The organism is Gilliamella sp. (assembly GCF_024104075.1).
GTDB classification, from domain to species: domain Bacteria; phylum Pseudomonadota; class Gammaproteobacteria; order Enterobacterales; family Orbaceae; genus Gilliamella; species Gilliamella bombi.
The window spans coordinates 1-18,536 of record NZ_JAGGHR010000011.1 but is presented as its reverse complement, the minus strand read 5'-3'; the positions used below and the strand labels follow the sequence as shown (position 1 = coordinate 18,536).

Genomic DNA, 18,536 nt, shown 5'->3' with positions numbered 1-18,536 from the left:
AACAAAAATTTAAACCCTAAATAAAATGAATAATTATGATAACAATTGAAAATATTGCTAAACAGTTGCAAAAAAAAGAAAACACAAAATTTATCGATAATAAAGCTGCAGTATTATTGCCGATTATTGATATTGATCATCAATTGCATCTTTTATTTCAAATTAGATCTAGAAAATTAAAATGGCAACCTGGAGATATTTGCTTTCCTGGTGGGCGTGTGGAATTATCTGATACCAATCCCGAATACACAGCTAAACGTGAAACAGTTGAAGAATTGGGTATCCCCTTTAAGCACATAATAATTTTAGGAGCATTACCCAAGTTAATTGCAACATTAGGTATGGCTATTTATCCATTTGTTGGCACAATCAATTCACTTGATGATTTGAAACTAAATCATGATGAAGTCGAACAGATTTTTACCGTTCCTATTGAGTGGTTTATTCAAAATCCCCCTCAGCGTGCAACAATGTTTGTCGGGCATAAACCTTCTGATGATTTCCCTTTTGATATCATTTTAAACCGATCACCTAAATGGCAAAAAAGAGCTGAGTATTCTGTCTATTATTATCAGTATCACAATCGGGTTATTTGGGGATTAACTGCACAAATCCTTAAATTCTTTATTGAAAGAATTAGAGAATAATCTGTAGGAAAAATATAATTTAGAAAATATTAACATTCTTAATTAGCTCAAATTAACTCTTTTTTTGACAATTCATTTCATTTTAAACAATTAATGCTAGGCACCCTTCTATTTGATTAAAAGAACTTGAGGATTATTACTGAACGTCTTATAACAATAACAAGTTGTTTTACTATTTTTTCCTACCAAAACAACTATTAATGTCTTAACGCTTTTTACAAGTAGACAAGGACAACACATCAGGAGCTCTGCCAGTTCGAATATTTTCGAAGTAATATCAATAAATATATTTGCAAATAAAATAAGCGTTAAACAACGATTTTCTATTTTAATAATTCAAAAATGAAGGAATATATTATGAAACGTTTTACCAAATCCTCTATTGCATTAGCCGTATTGTTATCATTACCTGTTGCTAGTCTTTATGCTGCTGAGCCATTAACTGCTAAAGAAAGTAGTCATTTAGTACCATTAAAAGAAATTTCAGTAACTGGAAGTTATTTACAAGCCGAAAATGCTGCTAAAGATATTTCTCGTGCTGCCGATGAAGCAGGTGCTAAATATTACTATATTACTGCAATGGAAAGTCCAGCTAATGGAACTTCTTCAGATCGTGCGATTGTTTATGCCAATATTTACAAATCTAACGCACCAATAGCCGTACAGAAAGATGAAACTATTTATAATGGCGTGGTTTCTTATGAACGTTCAAAAGCTCTTTACTATTTACCATTTGATGTTGTTAAATTTAAAGGTAATTACAATAACACTTCCGAAATTACCGAAACTGCAAGTAAATTAGCCGCTGAAAAAAATGCCTATGCGTTTTATATCGATTCAATTTCATCTGATGATATTAGAAACCAAGCAGAAAATATCGAAGTTGCTTTATACAAACAAGACGCACCCGTTAGGGATTATATCGTCACAACAGCAATAGCAGGTCAAGATGCCTACGAAATTAGTAGCGAAGCATTTAAACACATGACGCCATTTAGTACTATTAGCTTCCATGGTGTATTTAACAATACAGCAGAAATCAGTGCCGCCGCACAAAAACATGCAGTTGCTAATGGTGCGCACTTTTATTATGTAAAAGAAGTATCATCTAACCCCGCAAGCACTGCACAAACTGTTTTTATAAATCTATATAAATAAGATTGTACGTAACTGAAATAAACCCACGTGAGCAATTTTACTTGCCCGTGGGCTTTGACTAAAAACACCTCAGATTTAGAATTAATTTTATTAAAGTTTTTATTTGTTTACTCCTAGATTATTCCACATCTCAATTCAAATTTCGTATTATTATTTTCATTTTTTAATCTCAAGACGGTATAGAATCCTGAATATTTTTACAAAAATTGGATCAGCAACGCTAATTTTTTGTTTGAAAATGTGTGCCATTGAAATATAAAACTTTGCTTTTTTATTGTTCAAATTTCCTTTAACATCTATATATTTGTATAAGATAAAATACGTGGAAATTATTCCATTAAATTGCATATATTATGAAAGCGATATTTTTCTTACTTTTTTTATTTAGTACCAATTTTGTAGAAGCAGCAACGGTTAGAATCCTTCCGCGCGTGGGTCACGATTACAACCCAATATATCCATCTTTATTAGGTTTATTTTTAGGACTTTTATTCTTGTTGGGTATATCGTCGTTAACAGAGGTGCTAGAGGAATTTAGCATAAATAGAGAAAAAAAGCGAAAAGAGACCAAATAAAGAAAAACAGAAAAGAACAAATAAAAAAATGCGTGAAGATAAACTAGCAAAAAGAAAAGAAAAAAGCAATCCCAATAATCAATAAAAATATGTGTAAGTTATCATCACCGTTATTTTTAAAATATATGCTATAATGGCGCTTTATTTTTAATAAAAAGAGAGATTATTTTGCAGCAGTCGTTACAAGATTTTATTATTGATAAAATTGATGATCTAAAAGGAAAAGACATTGTTACCCTTGATGTTCGTGGCAAATCAAGTATTACCGATTATATGATTATTTGTACTGGCACTTCAAACCGTCATGTTTCCTCTATTGCTAACCATTTACTTGATGAAGCAAAAAAACAAGGCCATTTGGTGTTAGGTAGCGAAGGTAAAAGTGATGCCGATTGGGTCGTAGTTGATATGGATGCGGTCATTGTACATATAATGCAAGAAGAAAGCCGTCAGCTTTACGAACTTGAGAAGCTTTGGAGTTAATCACGTGAAGATACAGCTTATTGCTGTTGGCAATAAAATGCCAAACTGGGTTACCACTGCTTTTAATGATTATCAATCACGATTTCCTAAAGATATGCCTTTAGAGCTTATTGAAATCCCCGCTGGAAAACGTACCAAAAATGCAGATATTGTACGGATCTTAGATAAAGAAGGCGAAGCAATGTTAAGTGCCTGTGGTAAAGGCAATCGCATTGTTACTCTTGATATTCCAGGTAAACCTTACACAACGCATAATTTAGCTGAACAATTAGAACGTTGGAAAGTAGATGGCCGTGATGTGAGTTTATTAATTGGTGGACCTGAGGGGTTATCTCCTTCTTGCAAAACGGCGGCGGAACAGAGTTGGTCACTGTCGCCACTTACCCTACCTCATCCTTTAGTGCGGGTTATTGTAGCTGAAAGCCTTTACCGTGCATGGAGTTTAACCACTAATCATCCTTATCATCGTGAATAATAAAGTAAGGTAAATATGATGAGCGCAATTATTTTAGATTTGCAAATTGCTACAGAAGATAACCAAAATTTGCCTACCGAAGCGCAAATTATGCAATGGTTAGAGGTTATTTTGCCGCAATTTGTGGATAATGCCGAGCTAACTATTCGTATTGTTGATGAGCAAGAAAGTCAGCAATTAAATAATACCTATCGTCATAAAGATAAGCCAACCAATGTATTATCTTTTCCATTTGAGTCACCCATTGAAATTGATGTTCCTTTGCTTGGCGATTTGGTGATTTGTAAGCAAGTGGTTGAAGCGGAAGCAGATCAGCAACATAAATCATTAACTTCACACTGGGCACATATGATTGTGCATGGTTGTTTGCATTTACTCGGTTATGATCATATTCTTGACGAAGAAGCTGAAGAAATGGAAAATATCGAAATTGATATTATGCTGCAGTTGGGGTTTGAAGATCCTTATCAACCCATTGATGAATAGAAATGTACGATAGGTCGTTTAGTTATATGCTATTTTGCAAACTTTTTAGTAAGTAAATTAAGTAAACTAAGCCAAAAATAGTAAATTAATAATAAAGTAAGAAAGGAAAAGCACAAATGAGTGATGATAATCACCGGAGACCTAAAAAAGGGTTTGCATTATGGTTAAGTCAGTTATTTAATTCGGAACCCAAAGATAAAGAAGAATTGATCGAAGTAATTCGCGAAGCCGAAGAAAACGAACTTATCGATCCTGATACCTTGGATATGATTGAAGGGGTAATGGATATAGCAGAACAACGCGTTCGCGATATTATGATTCCCCGCTCTCAAATTGTTACCATAAAAGACAATTATTCACTTGATGAGTGTCTAGATATTATTTCTGAACATGGGCATTCCCGTTATCCTGTTATTAGTGAAGATCGCGATCATATTGAAGGAATTTTATTGGCAAAAGATCTGTTGATTTTTATTCGCCAAGGCGTCGATAATTTTGATTTGAAAAAAATCCTTAGACCAACCGTTGTTGTACCTGAAAGTAAACGTGTTGATCATATGCTAAAAGAGTTTCGTATGCAGCGTTACCATATGGCAATGGCTATTGATGAGTTTGGTGGTGTTTCGGGGCTTGTGACTATTGAAGATATTTTAGAACTCATCGTGGGCGATATTGAAGATGAGTATGATGAAGTTGAAGATCGCGATATTCGTCGCTTAACGCAATCGGTTTATACTGTGCGAGCCCTCACTCTAGTGGAAGATTTTAATGAAATATTTTCAACTGATTTTAGTGATGATGAGATGGATACCATTGGAGGACTGGTAATGCAACATTTTGGACGCTTACCCTTACGCGGTGAAACCATTACCATTGACGGCTATCAATTTAAAGTTACCATTGCAGATCGAAGACGAATCATTCAATTGCATGTGACTATTCCTGATGGGGCTACCGTGCCTAATTTAGAGTTATCTGAAAATGCTTAAAAAAATATTATTAAGCCTAATTTTTGGTGGTATAGCAGTTTTTAGTTATGCTCCATTTCATATTTGGCCTCTAGCTTTTGTATCGTTTGCCGGTCTTTTATGGCTTATTGCTGATAGATCTAAAAAACAAGCTATGTTACTGGGATTAAGTTGGGGCATTGGCTATTTTGCCGCTGGGATCCATTGGGTTTATATCAGTATTAAGCAATATGGAGAGTTACCCGCTCCCATTGCTATTATCATTTTAGGTTTTTTAATCCTATACTTGTCACTCTATCCTATGCTATTTGCTTTTCTATTAAGGATGGCAAATCGTTTTGCTGGACAATTTTCATTTAAACAACTTATATTTCTTGCTCCTGTGCTTTGGCAATTAACCGAATTCTTACGAGGGTATATTTTAACCGGATTTGCTTGGTTGCAACTCGGTTATAGCCAACTAGATAGTCCGTTAAAAGGCTATTTTCCTATATTGGGGATTGATGGTGTTAATTTACTGCTAACAATTTTATGCGGATTATTTGTTTATTGCATAAAGACAATAAATAGCAAAACGCCAAAAAGGCACACGCTTGGTGCATTTATTGCACTACTTGCGATCTTATTTGCACCAATTTTATTCAATAATATTAATTGGACTAAAATTAATGACACTCGTTCAGCTAATTTTGTTTTAATTCAAGGAAATATTTCGCAGTCAATTCGTTGGACAAGAGAACAACTTAACAACACACTACAAACCTATACAAAACTGACTAAACAAAACTTTGGTAAAGATAAAATTATCATTTGGTCAGAGGCTAGCATCACCGATTACGAAATAAATCAACAATCTTTTTTACAATATCTAGATAACGAAGCCCGAGCCCATGATTCTGAAATAGCTGTTGGTATTATTGATTACCGTTTTGGCGAAGATGGGTATCAATCTAATGGATATATCTACAATACTTTATTAGTATTAGGAGAAAAGGAGCATTATCAATATCCAACTATCAACCGTTATAAAAAACACCATCTAGTGCCCTTTGGGGAGTTTACACCGTTAGAATCAGTACTTGAACCAATTGCTGAACTGCTCAACATTCCTATGTCCTCAATGAAATCTGGCGAAACAAAACAACCTCAATTACAAATAAAAGGCTTTAAATTTACCCCAGCCATTTGTTATGAAGTGATTTTATCTAATTTAATATGGCAAAATTTTTCTCCAGATACAGATTTTTTACTTACTGTTTCAAACGATGCTTGGTTTGGTGATAGTATTGGACCTAAACAACATTTACAAATGGCGCAAGCTAGAGCGCTTGAATTTGGTAGACCTTTAATTCGTAGTACTAATACAGGGATTACAGCCATTATTGATCCACATGGTAATATTGTTAAAAAATTACCGCAATTTGAAACAGGCGCATTATCTGCATCTGTATCACCAACAACTGGCCTAACGCCTTATGCTATATGGGGGAATTGGCCTTATTTAGTTGTGATGTCATTAATGTTTATCTCACTTTTTATAAAAAAACGTTTATAGTTCACTATACTGGCATAATTATTGCTTAAATATAATTGGGTTTTAATAAGTCTTGATGTAATCAGCAATCTAATATTGCGTTAATTGCTGGTTACATCTAACTCCAATAAATAGATAAATAAACAGTAAAAAGTACTTTTATGCTAAAAAATAAGTTATAATATATGCCCTTTGTAAAAATGTTAAAATTATTTAATATGATACAAAATAAACAGTAGGAGATGAGTATGAACAAAAAGACAAAATTAACCAAACTAGTGTTATCATTTGCAATGTTAGGTCTAGTAAGTAGTACCGCATTTGCCGATGAATTAACTGGTACACTAGCTAAAGTAAAAGAAAATGGTGTGATTGTCGTAGGACATAGAGAATCATCAGTCCCATTCTCATATTATGGTGATAACCAAACAGTTGTTGGTTATTCTCAAGATTACTCAGATCTTATTATTAATGCGGTAAAAAAAGAGTTAAACATGCCTAACTTGCAAGTTAAATACTTACCGCTGACTTCTCAAAACCGTATTCCACTGTTACAAAATGGTTCTTACGATTTTGAATGTGGTTCAACAACCAATAATCTTTCTCGTCAACAACAAGTTGATTTTTCAAATACGATCTTTATTGTTGGCACTCGTTTTTTAGTTAAAACTAGTAGCAATATTAAAGATATTGACGATCTGAAAGGTAAAAATGTGGTCGTAACTTCAGGTACAACATCCGAAGTTATGCTCAACAAAATCAATACTGAAAAAGGGTTAAATATTCGTATTATTGCAACCAAAGATCATGGTGATGCATTTCGCACACTTGAAAGTGGACGAGCAGCAGCATTTCTTATCGATGATGCATTATTAGCAGGTGAGCGCTCCAAAGCAAAAAAACCTGAACAATGGGAAATTGTAGGTACACCATTATCTTATGAAGCCTATGGTTGTATGTTGCGTAAACAAGACCCACAATTTAAAGCTTTAGTCGATAAAACTATTTCAGAAGCACAAACATCAGGTGTCGCCGAAAAGTCATATAACCGTTGGTTTAAACAACCTATTCCACCAAAAGGGTTAAATATGAACTTTGATATGTCTTCTGAGATGAAAGAACTTTTCGCTCATCCTAATGATAAAGCATTAGATTAATACGCAGATATTTTCCCATAAGGACGTAGGTAACTGCGTCCATCATCTTATTTAGTACTATTTACATTTTTTTTTACATGTTGGAGTATTTATGACAACAAGTTGGAATTGGGGGATTTTTCTTCAACCAGCACCATTTGGGGATACAACGTATCTAGGCTGGTTGTGGTTAGGTTTCCAAATGACCATATTGCTAGTTATTACATCAGGAACTGTTGCCTTTTTGGTTGGTTCGCTATTTGGTGTGCTGAGAACATTACCTAACCGCTTTTTATCTGGCTTAGGTACATGTTATGTTGAAGTTTTTAGGAATATCCCATTAATCATTCACTTATTCTTTTGGATTGAAGTTGTACCAGCGTTGGTACCAGAATCTATCCGTGACTGGTTATATAGCCTTGACCCTATGATATTTACTTTATTAATGTCAACCATAGGATTAGGATTATTCACAGGTGCACGTATTTGTGAACAAGTGAGAGCTGCTATTCAGTCAATCCCTACAGGTCAGAAAAGTGCAGGAATTGCATTAGGATTAACCCTAAAACAAACCTATTTATATATTTTATTACCAAACGCTTATCGACGTGTTCTACCACCGTTAACATCTGAAATATTAAATATGGTTAAAAACTCGGCTGTTGCTTCAACTGTTGGTTACGTCGAATTAACCAAACAAGCAAACCAACTGCTTGAACATGCAGGCCAACCTTATGAATCATTCATAGCTATAACATTTGGGTATGTACTTATCAATGTCGTTATAATGTTTACTATGCAATATATTGAGAAAAAAGTACGACTTCCTGGCGTATTAGGAGGTAAATCATGATGGATTTAGAATGGGGACAAATCCTACCTAATTTACCTTATATCATGAGAGGTATGTTATTAACTTTAGAGATAACACTTACCGCTGTAATTTTTGGTATTATTTGGGGAACGCTACTTGCCATTATGCGACTTTCTTCGATTAAAGTGCTACATTGGTTTGCTTTATGCTATGTAAATATATTCCGTTCAATTCCATTAATGATGGTTTTGCTCTGGTTTTATTTGCTTGTGCCTCAACTATTAGAAAAAATTTTAAATCTTCCGCCTACAACAGATATACGTTTTGTGTCAGCATTGATCGCTTTTGCATTATTTGAAGCAGCTTACTATTCAGAAATTATTCGGGCTGGTATTCAAAGTGTATCTAAAGGACAAATCAGTGCATCATTAGCACTAGGCATGACTAAAGGTCAGGCATTAAGAATGGTGATTTTACCGCAAGCATTTCGTATTATGGCTCCATTATTATTAACGCAGGGGATTATATTATTCCAAGATACAACGCTTATTTATACATTAAATTTAGCGGATTTCTTCTATCGTGCGGTTAATATTGTAGGCAATAGAGATGGTTTAATCGTTGAAATGGTATTATTTACAGGAGCAGTTTATTTTGTTATTTGCTTCACCGTTTCACGTCTAGTTAATTATTTTAAGAAAAGGATTACTCGATGATCTCCTTAGAAAATATTTCAAAATGGTATGGACAATTTCAGGTATTAAAAAACTGCACCACTCGAGTTGGTAAAGGCGAAGTTGTTGTTGTTTGTGGTCCTTCAGGTTCAGGAAAATCAACCCTGATAAAAACTGTAAATTGTTTAGAGCCTGTACAAAAAGGCAAAATTATTATTGATGGAACAGAAGTTACAAATAAAGCGACTAACTTAGCTAAATTACGCTCCAAAGTAGGTATGGTATTTCAACACTTTGAACTGTTTCCACATTTAACTATTTTAAAAAATCTAACACTTGCACAAATTAAAGTGTTAGGTCGAACAGACGAAGAAGCTCGAGAAAAAGCGCTTAATCTTTTAGAGCGTGTTGGTTTACTTGCCCATGCAGATAAATACCCTGCTCAGCTCTCTGGTGGTCAACAACAACGTGTAGCGATCGCTCGTGCGTTATGTATGGATCCTATTGTTATGTTGTTTGATGAACCAACCTCAGCACTAGATCCTGAAATGGTAAACGAGGTGCTAGATGTTATGGTTGAACTGGCTTATGAAGGTATGACTATGATGGTGGTTACTCATGAAATGGGCTTTGCGCGTAAGGTAGCCCACCGAGTTATCTTTATGGATGCTGGTGAAATTATTGAAGATACCTCAAAAGAGCAGTTCTTTACTAATCCACAATCAGATCGTGCTAAAGACTTCTTAGCTAAAATTATCCATTAATTTAATTATTACAGGGCTTTTAGCCCTGTTTTATTATTTCTTCCTCGAATTACACATCATCTTTCAAAAAATAAACTCAAATATTCTTATCAAAACAGAATCAGCTATTATTTTGCAATAAACTGACTAAACCACTATGTCTTTGCGTTTGTGATTTAATTGCTTGTAACAAGATAGCTTCAGTCGCATAAATTGAAACCGTTTTTTTAGCACGGGTAATAGCAGTATAAAGTAAAGAACGATTAAGTAACGGCGAATTATCAGTTGGTAAGATAATATTTACATCATCGAATTCTGAACCTTGTGATTTATGAATTGTCATGGCATAAGCCGTTTCATGTTCGGGTAATCGAAATGGAGAAAATCCTTTAATAGATCCATCAGCAAAAGGGAAATAAACACGCAATTTTGAACTATCATGCTCGGCTTTTAATGTAATGCCAATATCACCATTATATAGCCCTAATGAAGCACTATTACGTAATATCATGATGGGTCGACCAACATACCATGCTTCTTTATTTTTCAAATAAATTAATTTGTTTTTGGCTAAAAGTAATTCAATTTGTTTATTTAAACCTTCGACACCAAAATGTCCTTCTCTGACAGCACAAAGTAAGCGATATTCAGCAAATTTAGATAAAACCAACGCTATATCATCAGTGCCATTCTGCTTAATCACATTTAAATAATGTTTATAATGATTAATACTATCGTGTAAAACATCTTCATAAGCCTGTTGTGAAGAAAGAGCATGATACTGAATATCACTTAATGATTCATCTAATAATAATTTTTTAACAGAAGTTGAGCACCCAGCTTTGACTGCATTAGCCAACAATCCAATACCAGATGATTCGTTAAAACGATAACTTTTTTGTAATAAACAAATGCTATCAGTAATTTTTGCTGTTTGCTGGCAAGCTGGTACATCATAACCAGTCAATTGACTTAGCTCTTTTGCCCGTGCTTTGCTATAACCATGCGAAATAAAGGTACAAAGGTCACCAAACACAGCTCCCGCTTCAACTGATGAGAGTTGATCTTTATCACCTAACAAAATTAAACGAGCAGAATTAGGTAATGCTTCAATTACTCTTGCCATCATATTTAAATCAACCATAGATGCTTCATCAATGACTAACACATCGACATGCAATGGATTATTCTTATCATGCTTAAATGAACGATTATCTGCTTTTGCACCTAATAAACGATGTAAAGTGATTGCTTCTGCTTTTATATTTAGTGGTGCAAAATCGAGTTGCTCGATTGTGCGACTCAGTGATTCGGTTAACCTTGATGCCGCTTTTCCTGTAGGTGCCGATGTAATAATTCGAGCATGCGGATTGGTTAACAAAATTCCGGCTAAAATTTTGGCAACAGTAGTTGTTTTACCCGTACCTGGTCCACCAGAAATAATAGCAACTTTGCGTGTTAACGCAGCAGCAACTGCTACTTTTTGCCAATCAATTTCGGTTTGATTCTGAATAAAAAGTTGATTAAGTACAGTGGTTAAATCAGTATTGTAGCTAAGTTCTTTATCTAAAGCTGTATGATTGAAATATTGAGCTACATTTTGTTCATCTAACCACATTCTTTGAAAATAAAGTTTATTTTCAATAAAAATAAGCGGAGACAAATTTGTTCCATCACTCACAACCTGACTATCATAAGCTTGTTCAAGAGCAATTTTCCAATCTTGCGCATTTGGCGAATCTAATTGTAACCAAAGCTGTGATTCAATCGTTGATTCATCTAAATAAGCAAGATCAAGACAAACATGTCCCGATCTAACCTCTTTACTTAGTGATAGAACCAAAAAACTAAAACGTTTGGTAGTAATATCATCATTTAACATTGCTTTATTCGTCAAAAACGTTGCCAAATGAATATCTAGCAAACTAATTTGGCTATCTTGTTTAAATTGGCTTAACCACTCGTTTAACATTTTCTATTTCTGTTATTAACTTATTTATAAGCCAATTATATCGTTAACTTTATCTTTTGGATAAGTCAGTTTAAAACTTAAGTTAAGATTTTTATTTTCACCTTTGGTCAACAATACTTTTGATTGCCCTTGTAATTCTGCACCTTGCAAAAAAAACTTGACTTTATTAAGTGTTACATTATTGTTTGTAAAAACACTGCTAGAAGCAAATGCATTTAAAAAAGCTAATTTCTGTATTTTCATATAGTTCCTTTGAAATAAAAACTAATTTATAACTATTTAAAAATAATTATGTTATAAGTTAAATGGCACATGATTCTCTCTAACAATGGTAATAAAGTAGTTATTCTATCTGTTTAATTGCTATTAATTTTAACATGATTGTATAAAAAATAAATTATTTTTTGTTTAATATATTGAACGAAAAATAAAAATGGTTTATATTTCGTTTAAGATAAAAAACAAAATAAGGAATATTCTATGAGTAACTTCAATTATCTAAAAAAAGCAATCAAACGTAAGAATATATCTTTACAAACTGTCGCCGATGCTTGCCAAATGACTAAAGGTTATCTTAGTCAACTCATTAATGATAAAATTAAAAATCCGAGCGCACAAAAATTACAATCACTCCATCAATATTTACAAATCGAAAAAACAACCAAAAATAAAAAAGTAGGTGTGATTTTTGGTAAATTTTATCCTTTACATACTGGACATATTTATCTTATTCAGCGAGCAATTAGTCAGGTTGATGAGTTATATGTTATTCTTTGTTCTGATACTCAACGCGACGAAGCGCTTTTTAAACAAAGTGCTATGTCTCGCCAACCAACTATTAATGATAGAATTCGTTGGCTACTACAAACTTTTAAATATCAAAAAAATATCCACATTGAATTATTAGAAGAAGACGGCATTCCAGCTTACCCAAATGGCTGGCATGAGTGGAGTGAACGAGTAAAGAAACTATTTCAAGAAAAAGGCATAAAACCAGATTATGTTTACTCAAGTGAACCGCAAGATGTCGCTATGTATAAAGATTTGTTTGATCTAGAAACTGTCTTAATTGATCCAAAACGACAATTTATGCAAATAAGTGGTACTCAAATCCGTCAAGCACCGCTGAAAAACTGGCAATATATTCCAACCGAAGTTAGACCTTTTTTTGTTAGAACCGTTGCCATTTTAGGGGGAGAATCTAGTGGTAAATCAACTTTAGTTAATAAACTAGCAAACGTATTTAACACAACCAGTGCATGGGAATATGGTCGGGATTATGTATTTTCTCAACTTGGCGGGGACGAACGCGCATTACAGTATGCTGACTACGATAAAATCGCATTAGGGCATGCACAATATATCGATTTTGCCATAAAACATGCCAATAAAGTTTCGTTTATTGATACCGATTTTGTGACAACTCAAGCTTTTTGTAAAAAATATGAAGGTAAAGAACATCCATTTTTACAAGCTATGATCAATAACTATCGTTTTGATTTAGTAATTTTACTCGGCAATAACACGCCATGGGTCGCTGATGGTTTACGTCATTTAGGCAGTCCAAAACAACGTAAAGATTTTCAAAAACTATTAATAACGTTATTAGAAAAAAATAATATCAAATATATAGAAATAGAATCGCCCGATTACGAAGAACGTTATTTACGCTGCATTGAACTAGTTAATCAACTTATTAATGATGAAGAGTAATAAATTATGAATAAATTAAGCAATCTTGCCATTTTAATTGGACGCAATAAATTCTATCCATTCTTTTGTATATTATGTGTAACATTAGCATTTTTATACACTGACCCATTTACTGAATTTGATTTACGCTATGCTACTTCTTACATAGGCGCTTTTTGCGGTCTGCTATGCGTTATCTTATTAGCAAAACGTAAAAACATGGGAAATGTATTAGGTATGTTTGCCGTAGTTGCAGAATGTTGTGCTAATGTTCTTGGCGGCAATATTGGTGCAGGACTACCGCCAGTCTACTATTTTTGTTCACACATCTATGGTTTATTCACTTGGCAAAAGAACCTTGATAATAATAAAAACGTTAAAGTTCGCTCACTCAATGAAACCACATTTTTATATACAATCATATTTCTTATTATTGCCGCTTTTATTAATATTTATTTAACGGATAAAATTGGTGCAACTAATACAACCTACCAACTAATAACTAACTGTTTTATATTTGGTCTAGGCATTGTTGCTCAATTATTATTGATGATGCGATATGCGTTTAACTGGTATTTATGGGTTATATTAAATGTACTGGTAATTGGTTTAAATATCTATACCGACAATATCATTATCGCAACACAATATTTAATTTATCTGTTTAATGCCATTTATGGAATTTGTGAATGGAAACGCTCTGAGCAGCCAGAGTAAATATTCCAATTTTGTTAAAAAGTTTCAGGAAAGACTGTGTTTAAGTATAAAAATAGAAAATAAGTGCTTTATTTTCTATTTTTTATTTGAGATGCAGTCTAATTATTCAACATCCCCTTTAACCAAAGGCACGAATATAACCTCGCCCATATTTTTAGCTACAAAATTATCGCCATCACGCTCAATTAATTGTAAAACCTGTTTATTTTCGCCAACAGGGATAACTAAACGTCCTTTATCGGCTAACTGTTCTAGTAAGCTTTGTGGCACTTCAGATGCGGCGGCTGTAACAATGATGCCATCAAATGGTCCACGTTCAGGCCAACCTAACCAACCATCACCATGGCGTGTTGCAATGTTATGAATATCAAGTTGCTTTAAACGGCGTTTGGTATTCCATTGTAGACTTTTTATTCGTTCTACCGAGCAGACATTTTCGACTAACTTTGCTAAAACAGCCGTTTGATATCCCGACCCTGTTCCAATTTCAAGTACTTTTGAATTAGACTCTAATTTTAATAGTTCAGTCATCTTTGCTACGATATAAGGCTGAGAAATAGTTTGACCGCTTCCTATTGGCAATGGACGATTATCGTAAGCTTGATGCGAAAGCGCCTCATCAACAAAATGTTCACGAGGAATTGACGCAATAGCATCTAAAACGCGCTCGTCTTTTATTCCTTGTTGCCGTAAGAATTCAATTAGGGATTGCATTTTTAGATTTTGCATTTGGGCTACTCATTTTCTATTATTAGTTCACGTATTACACTTGTTGCATAACAACCTGATGGCAAATAAAAATTGAGTTCGAGACTATGCTCATCTAACCATTGCCAATTAAGCTGCTCTGCTCGTAACAATATTGACCGTCTTGCTGTTTCTACTCGCTCTTTTTTAAATAGATCATTAAATTCAGACCAACTTTCTAAACATTTTTGCTCAAACTCCAGTGCATCAAATAATGTACCTAGTGGTGAATCCCCCACCATTGGTGCAGTAATATTGATCTCACCTTGTTCTAAACGCAGTTGTAACTGAACTAGTTCTTCTGCTTGAGCAATAAACCAACTACCACGATGCGCTAATTGTAATATATCGCCATTGAGCACGGTTTGATGCAAACTTTGGGTAATGCGTTGACTGACAATATTATTAAAAATCGCACTTCGCGCCGCAGAAAGATAAAAGCTACGTTTTTTTCGATCCTTAACCGAAATTTCGCCATTGGCCCATTTTATAGCCTGAGTAATATTATTTTCATCACGACCAAAACGCTGCTCACCAAAATAATTAGGCACGCCATGCTGTTTGATTAATGCTAATTTAGATTCAATTTCAGATTGACTATTTAACGATTTTAAAATTATTTTAAAATAATTACCTTTTAATGCGCCAATTTTTAATTTTTTATTATGTCGCGTGACTTTTAATATTTTACAACCCGCCAAATTAAATGCTGAAAAGTCTGGTGTTTGTTGACCTGGCATATGTAAACTGAACCACTGCTCAGTCACCGCTTGGCGATCTTTCAAACCGGCATAACTTACTAGCTTGGTTGAAATTCCCACATATTTAGCCAACTGCTCAGCCACGAAAATGGTATTACAATCACGTTTTTGCAAAAAAACTAAAACATGTTCGCCTTCACCAGTCAACTCAAAGCCAAGATCTTCTGTCACATTAAAATCTTCGTATTGTTGCTTGTATTGCCCTTTAGTGGTCGGTTTACCATATAAATAATTAAGTTGTGCTAACACTATTATTGCCTATTGTATAATTTAAACTGTTTCGGATTTTTTACTTAATAACACTACCGCTTGGCAAGCAATGCCTTCTTTACGCCCAGTAAAGCCTAATTGTTCAGTTGTTGTTGCCTTTACACTAATTTGATCAAAATGAACTTTCAGATCTTCTGCTATATTAACTCGCATTTGATCAACATGAGGTTGCATTTTAGGTTCTTGGGCAATAATAGTAGTATCTAAATTAACTAATTCATAACCTTTAGCTTGAACAAGGGTATACACATCTTTCAATAATATTCGACTATCTATACCTTTATATTTAGGATCTGTATCAGGAAATAGCTTACCGATGTCACCTAATGCCAATGCGCCAATTAAAGCATCGGTTATTGCATGTAACACAACATCACCATCAGAGTGAGCAACAAGGCCATATTGATAAGGAATTTTTACCCCAGCAAGAGTTATAGGACCCTCTCCACCAAACTTATGAACATCAAATCCATGACCTATTCTCATACTTTTACCTATTTGGAATCTGCTTAGTTAAATAAAAAGTAGCCAATGCTAAATCTTCAGGACGGGTTATTTTTATATTATCCCCACGACACTCAATTAATAAAGGATGCCCACCACAATACTCAATGGCTGAAGCTTCGTCAGTGATGGCAACATGATCGTTTAGAGCTTGTTGCAAACATGATTTTAGTTCGCCAGCATTAAACAGTTGAGGAGTAGCAGCGCCCCATAAATAAGTCCGATCTTCAGAATAATCAATAATGGTATCATTATTTTGACAAGCTCGCTTAATCGTATCACTAACACGAGTGGCTAATATACCGCCTTGTTTTTTAGTTGTTACTGTTTCAATCAGCCGAGTAATATCACAATGAGTCACACAAGGTCTTGCCGCATCATGAACTAAAGCCCACTGTTCATCATTTAGCAATTTTAATCCGGCTAAAACAGAATCAGCTCGAGTTTTGCCACCTAAAGCAACTTTAATCTTATCGTGCTGAGCAATTGAAAGGGTATTAAATATATTATCTTCTGAGCTAATCACAACAATAACTTGAGCGATTTGAGGATGCGTTAATAATTTATTTAGAGTATGTTCTAAAACGGTCTTCGAACCAACTTTTAGATATTGTTTAGGGATTTGACTATTCATACGGCAACCAACTCCTGCTGCCGGTACAATAGCAATGATATCATTAAGATTATTCAAGTTATGCATTATCGTTTTTTAGTATCCGAATCAATTATAATTCGATAAAAATATTCATCAGGTTTAACCATACCCAAATGACTACGAGCACGCTCTTCTATTGCCTCATAGCCACGTTGCAAATCGTTAATTTCAGCAAACATCTGTTCGTTACGAGTCTTTAACTTCTCATTATCGGCACGCAAACTGACTAACATTTCTACATTATCTTGATAATCGTACACATTATTTTTGCCATACCATAAAGAATATTGCAGATAACCCAGTACAGCTAATAACAATAAAGGTAGCTTCCATCTTCTCATGAATTTAGTATTATCCTTTATCTATATACATTTAACTGGTTTTGGTAAGCCTGCAAGTTTAGTTGCTTGTTTAGCAGGACCGTCTGGAAATAATTTATACAAATAACGACTATTGCCCTTTTCTGCACCAAACTTTTTTTCCATTGCTTTGACTAAAGCTCGAATAGCTGGTGAGGTTTTATATTCTAAGTAAAAATCACGAACAAATAAAATAACCTCCCAATGGGCATCGGTTAATTCAATGAACTCTTTGGCTGCCAATTCTGGTACTAAATCAACAGTCCAATCCTGCCAATTTTTTAAATAGCCTTTCTCATCAGTTTCTATCTGCTCTAACATTTTTTCAAAGTACGTTATTTTATTTGCGTTGTATTATACTCAATTAATCAAAATCCAACACTAATTTTGCAGGCAAATACGTTATTGTTTGTTTAATTTCTTCAAAATTTGATGAAATTTAAAGCAAACGATAAAAAAAATTAAAATAGCTATTTACAAATAAGCAAGTCTACTTTAATATTCACAGCCATTGCGGAAGTGTGGCTGAGCGGTTGAAAGCACCGGTCTTGAAAACCGGCGAGGGGAGACCCTCCCAGAGTTCGAATCTCTGCGCTTCCGCCATCTTCTTATTGTGGCAAATTCCACAGTTGTCCATAGAAGTCCACTTAAATCCACTATTTAAACGCCCACCGAAATATACTTGAATTATTTTGTATTTTTCATCAAATACTGTAACCATCCCCTAAAAGAGTACAGCAAAAAAGTAGAAAATTCTCTATGATAAAAGTAAAGGGGATTAATTATGAAAAAAATGACTGAACTCAAATCGTGGCTATTTTAAAAGAAGCTGAAGCGGGTATTCCCTTTAAAGAACTGTGCCGTAAATATAGCATGGGTAATTCAACTTTCTATAAATGGCGGGAAAAATACGGCGGAATGGAAACTTCGTATATCAAACGCTTAAAGGAGCTGGAGGCTGAAAACCGCAAGCTTAAGCAGATGTTTGCCGAACTGAGTTTAAAATCCCAGCTGCAGGAAGAAATTATAAAAAAGCTTTAGTGCCCACAAAGGCACGTAAAACGTGGGCACAGCAACTACAATTTATCATTGGTATGTCCACACTTTTTAGTACCAAAAAGATAAGGTCATCGATTTCTTTTGTATTCAATCGGCGACTGGTAATT

General features: G+C 34.2%; 21 protein-coding genes, 1 tRNA gene and 1 pseudogene. 15 read left to right on the top strand and 8 right to left on the bottom strand.

The features are described 5' to 3' along the window. Positions 1-35: 35 nt before the first annotated feature. The 11 genes from J6569_RS04810 to J6569_RS04760 all read left to right on the top strand — a co-directional run bounded on the left by J6569_RS04810 (position 36) and on the right by J6569_RS04760 (position 9,714). Positions 36-647, top strand: a complete 612-nt coding sequence (locus tag J6569_RS04810; protein WP_085164869.1) for a CoA pyrophosphatase — start codon at positions 36-38, stop codon at positions 645-647. Positions 648-1,004: 357 nt separating this feature from the next. After that, positions 1,005-1,805: a YdgH/BhsA/McbA-like domain containing protein gene (locus tag J6569_RS04805; protein WP_174799049.1), complete on the top strand. Its 801-nt coding sequence runs from the start codon at positions 1,005-1,007 to the stop codon at positions 1,803-1,805. 740 nt (positions 1,806-2,545) lie between these two features. After that, positions 2,546-2,863 (top strand): ribosome silencing factor, encoded by a 318-nt coding sequence (gene rsfS / locus J6569_RS04800; RefSeq protein WP_034909992.1) that lies wholly within the window; start codon positions 2,546-2,548, stop codon positions 2,861-2,863. Between the two features lie 4 nt (positions 2,864-2,867). After that, positions 2,868-3,338: a 23S rRNA (pseudouridine(1915)-N(3))-methyltransferase RlmH gene (gene rlmH, locus J6569_RS04795; protein ID WP_065560955.1), complete on the top strand. Its 471-nt coding sequence runs from the start codon at positions 2,868-2,870 to the stop codon at positions 3,336-3,338. Positions 3,339-3,356: 18 nt separating this feature from the next. Then, entirely contained in the window at positions 3,357-3,824 is a 468-nt protein-coding gene (gene ybeY / locus J6569_RS04790) for an rRNA maturation RNase YbeY (protein ID WP_174799159.1), read from the top strand. Between the two features lie 116 nt (positions 3,825-3,940). Next, a complete protein-coding gene (gene corC / locus J6569_RS04785) occupies positions 3,941-4,813 on the top strand; it encodes a CNNM family magnesium/cobalt transport protein CorC (protein WP_174799047.1) in 873 nt (290 codons plus the stop codon). Beyond that, entirely contained in the window at positions 4,806-6,347 is a 1,542-nt protein-coding gene (gene lnt / locus J6569_RS04780; RefSeq protein WP_174799046.1) for an apolipoprotein N-acyltransferase, read from the top strand. The genes corC and lnt overlap by 8 nt, the downstream gene beginning before the upstream one ends. A 227-nt stretch (positions 6,348-6,574) precedes the next feature. Then, entirely contained in the window at positions 6,575-7,483 is a 909-nt protein-coding gene (locus J6569_RS04775) for a glutamate/aspartate ABC transporter substrate-binding protein (RefSeq protein ID WP_085164646.1), read from the top strand. Between the two features lie 91 nt (positions 7,484-7,574). Then, complete coding sequence (locus J6569_RS04770; protein ID WP_065590847.1) at positions 7,575-8,315, top strand: amino acid ABC transporter permease; 741 nt, start codon at positions 7,575-7,577, stop codon at positions 8,313-8,315. Continuing rightward, positions 8,312-8,992: a glutamate/aspartate ABC transporter permease GltK gene (gene gltK / locus J6569_RS04765; RefSeq protein ID WP_065590846.1), complete on the top strand. Its 681-nt coding sequence runs from the start codon at positions 8,312-8,314 to the stop codon at positions 8,990-8,992. The genes J6569_RS04770 and gltK overlap by 4 nt, the downstream gene beginning before the upstream one ends. Then, positions 8,989-9,714 (top strand): amino acid ABC transporter ATP-binding protein, encoded by a 726-nt coding sequence (locus tag J6569_RS04760; RefSeq protein WP_034910011.1) that lies wholly within the window; start codon positions 8,989-8,991, stop codon positions 9,712-9,714. The genes gltK and J6569_RS04760 overlap by 4 nt, the downstream gene beginning before the upstream one ends. Before the next feature lie 100 nt (positions 9,715-9,814). On the opposite strand, the gene recD is transcribed toward J6569_RS04760, so the two are convergent. Next, the gene (gene recD, locus J6569_RS04755; RefSeq protein ID WP_174799045.1) at positions 9,815-11,665 is read right to left on the bottom strand and encodes an exodeoxyribonuclease V subunit alpha; all 1,851 of its coding nucleotides are present in this window, start codon (positions 11,663-11,665) and stop codon (positions 9,815-9,817) included. A gap of 24 nt (positions 11,666-11,689) precedes the next feature. Then, entirely contained in the window at positions 11,690-11,908 is a 219-nt protein-coding gene (locus J6569_RS04750; protein WP_296317881.1) for a hypothetical protein, read from the bottom strand. A gap of 237 nt (positions 11,909-12,145) precedes the next feature. Here J6569_RS04750 and nadR point away from each other — a divergent pair, with 237 nt between their 5' ends. Further along, a complete protein-coding gene (gene nadR / locus J6569_RS04745; protein WP_296317879.1) occupies positions 12,146-13,378 on the top strand; it encodes a multifunctional transcriptional regulator/nicotinamide-nucleotide adenylyltransferase/ribosylnicotinamide kinase NadR in 1,233 nt (410 codons plus the stop codon). Between the two features lie 6 nt (positions 13,379-13,384). Beyond that, positions 13,385-14,074, top strand: coding sequence for a nicotinamide riboside transporter PnuC (pnuC, locus tag J6569_RS04740; protein WP_065560945.1), 690 nt, complete (start codon positions 13,385-13,387; stop codon positions 14,072-14,074). A gap of 102 nt (positions 14,075-14,176) precedes the next feature. Here the strand turns inward: pnuC and J6569_RS04735 are convergent, their stop codons facing one another. From J6569_RS04735 to J6569_RS04710, 6 genes are read right to left on the bottom strand one after another with little or no spacing between them, the layout of a single operon-like run. Next, positions 14,177-14,803, bottom strand: a complete 627-nt coding sequence (locus tag J6569_RS04735) for a protein-L-isoaspartate(D-aspartate) O-methyltransferase (protein WP_296209411.1) — start codon at positions 14,801-14,803, stop codon at positions 14,177-14,179. Positions 14,804-14,808: 5 nt separating this feature from the next. Further along, positions 14,809-15,834 carry a tRNA pseudouridine(13) synthase TruD gene (gene truD / locus J6569_RS04730; protein ID WP_366941243.1) on the bottom strand — a complete coding sequence of 342 codons (1,026 nt, stop codon included), beginning with the start codon at positions 15,832-15,834 and terminating at the stop codon, positions 14,809-14,811. Positions 15,835-15,852: 18 nt separating this feature from the next. Continuing rightward, entirely contained in the window at positions 15,853-16,338 is a 486-nt protein-coding gene (ispF, locus tag J6569_RS04725) for a 2-C-methyl-D-erythritol 2,4-cyclodiphosphate synthase (RefSeq protein ID WP_296317874.1), read from the bottom strand. Positions 16,339-16,342: 4 nt separating this feature from the next. Next, on the bottom strand, positions 16,343-17,056 hold the full coding sequence (ispD, locus tag J6569_RS04720) for a 2-C-methyl-D-erythritol 4-phosphate cytidylyltransferase (protein WP_065590840.1): 714 nt from the start codon (positions 17,054-17,056) through the stop codon (positions 16,343-16,345). Further along, the gene (gene ftsB, locus J6569_RS04715) at positions 17,056-17,352 is read right to left on the bottom strand and encodes a cell division protein FtsB (RefSeq protein WP_034910028.1); all 297 of its coding nucleotides are present in this window, start codon (positions 17,350-17,352) and stop codon (positions 17,056-17,058) included. The genes ispD and ftsB overlap by 1 nt, the downstream gene beginning before the upstream one ends. 21 nt (positions 17,353-17,373) lie before the next feature. Continuing rightward, positions 17,374-17,691 (bottom strand): TusE/DsrC/DsvC family sulfur relay protein, encoded by a 318-nt coding sequence (locus tag J6569_RS04710; RefSeq protein WP_296317872.1) that lies wholly within the window; start codon positions 17,689-17,691, stop codon positions 17,374-17,376. Between the two features lie 194 nt (positions 17,692-17,885). On the opposite strand from J6569_RS04710, the gene J6569_RS04705 reads away from it, so the two are divergent. Both J6569_RS04705 and J6569_RS04700 read left to right on the top strand, forming a co-directional pair. Continuing rightward, a tRNA-Ser gene (locus J6569_RS04705) sits at positions 17,886-17,973 on the top strand. A gap of 204 nt (positions 17,974-18,177) precedes the next feature. Then, positions 18,178-18,405, top strand: a pseudogene (locus J6569_RS04700) (transposase); the annotation flags it as partial. Positions 18,406-18,536 lie beyond the last annotated feature (131 nt).

What these genes read in the sequence shown, in the direction of transcription:
- J6569_RS04710 (WP_296317872.1), bottom strand. Translation starts at nt 17,691, where the DNA reads ATGTTAGAGCAGATAGAAACTGATGAGAAAGGCTATTTAAAAAATTGG.
- gltK (WP_065590846.1), top strand. Translation starts at nt 8,312, where the DNA reads ATGATGGATTTAGAATGGGGACAAATCCTACCTAATTTACCTTATATC.
- J6569_RS04750 (WP_296317881.1), bottom strand. Translation starts at nt 11,908, where the DNA reads ATGAAAATACAGAAATTAGCTTTTTTAAATGCATTTGCTTCTAGCAGT.
- corC (WP_174799047.1), top strand. Translation starts at nt 3,941, where the DNA reads ATGAGTGATGATAATCACCGGAGACCTAAAAAAGGGTTTGCATTATGG.
- J6569_RS04810 (WP_085164869.1), top strand. Translation starts at nt 36, where the DNA reads ATGATAACAATTGAAAATATTGCTAAACAGTTGCAAAAAAAAGAAAAC.
- lnt (WP_174799046.1), top strand. Translation starts at nt 4,806, where the DNA reads ATGCTTAAAAAAATATTATTAAGCCTAATTTTTGGTGGTATAGCAGTT.
- recD (WP_174799045.1), bottom strand. Translation starts at nt 11,665, where the DNA reads ATGTTAAACGAGTGGTTAAGCCAATTTAAACAAGATAGCCAAATTAGT.
- J6569_RS04760 (WP_034910011.1), top strand. Translation starts at nt 8,989, where the DNA reads ATGATCTCCTTAGAAAATATTTCAAAATGGTATGGACAATTTCAGGTA.
- J6569_RS04770 (WP_065590847.1), top strand. Translation starts at nt 7,575, where the DNA reads ATGACAACAAGTTGGAATTGGGGGATTTTTCTTCAACCAGCACCATTT.
- ispF (WP_296317874.1), bottom strand. Translation starts at nt 16,338, where the DNA reads ATGAGAATAGGTCATGGATTTGATGTTCATAAGTTTGGTGGAGAGGGT.
- J6569_RS04735 (WP_296209411.1), bottom strand. Translation starts at nt 14,803, where the DNA reads ATGCAAAATCTAAAAATGCAATCCCTAATTGAATTCTTACGGCAACAA.
- ybeY (WP_174799159.1), top strand. Translation starts at nt 3,357, where the DNA reads ATGAGCGCAATTATTTTAGATTTGCAAATTGCTACAGAAGATAACCAA.
- ftsB (WP_034910028.1), bottom strand. Translation starts at nt 17,352, where the DNA reads ATGAGAAGATGGAAGCTACCTTTATTGTTATTAGCTGTACTGGGTTAT.
- J6569_RS04805 (WP_174799049.1), top strand. Translation starts at nt 1,005, where the DNA reads ATGAAACGTTTTACCAAATCCTCTATTGCATTAGCCGTATTGTTATCA.
- ispD (WP_065590840.1), bottom strand. Translation starts at nt 17,056, where the DNA reads ATGCATAACTTGAATAATCTTAATGATATCATTGCTATTGTACCGGCA.
- nadR (WP_296317879.1), top strand. Translation starts at nt 12,146, where the DNA reads ATGAGTAACTTCAATTATCTAAAAAAAGCAATCAAACGTAAGAATATA.
- J6569_RS04775 (WP_085164646.1), top strand. Translation starts at nt 6,575, where the DNA reads ATGAACAAAAAGACAAAATTAACCAAACTAGTGTTATCATTTGCAATG.
- pnuC (WP_065560945.1), top strand. Translation starts at nt 13,385, where the DNA reads ATGAATAAATTAAGCAATCTTGCCATTTTAATTGGACGCAATAAATTC.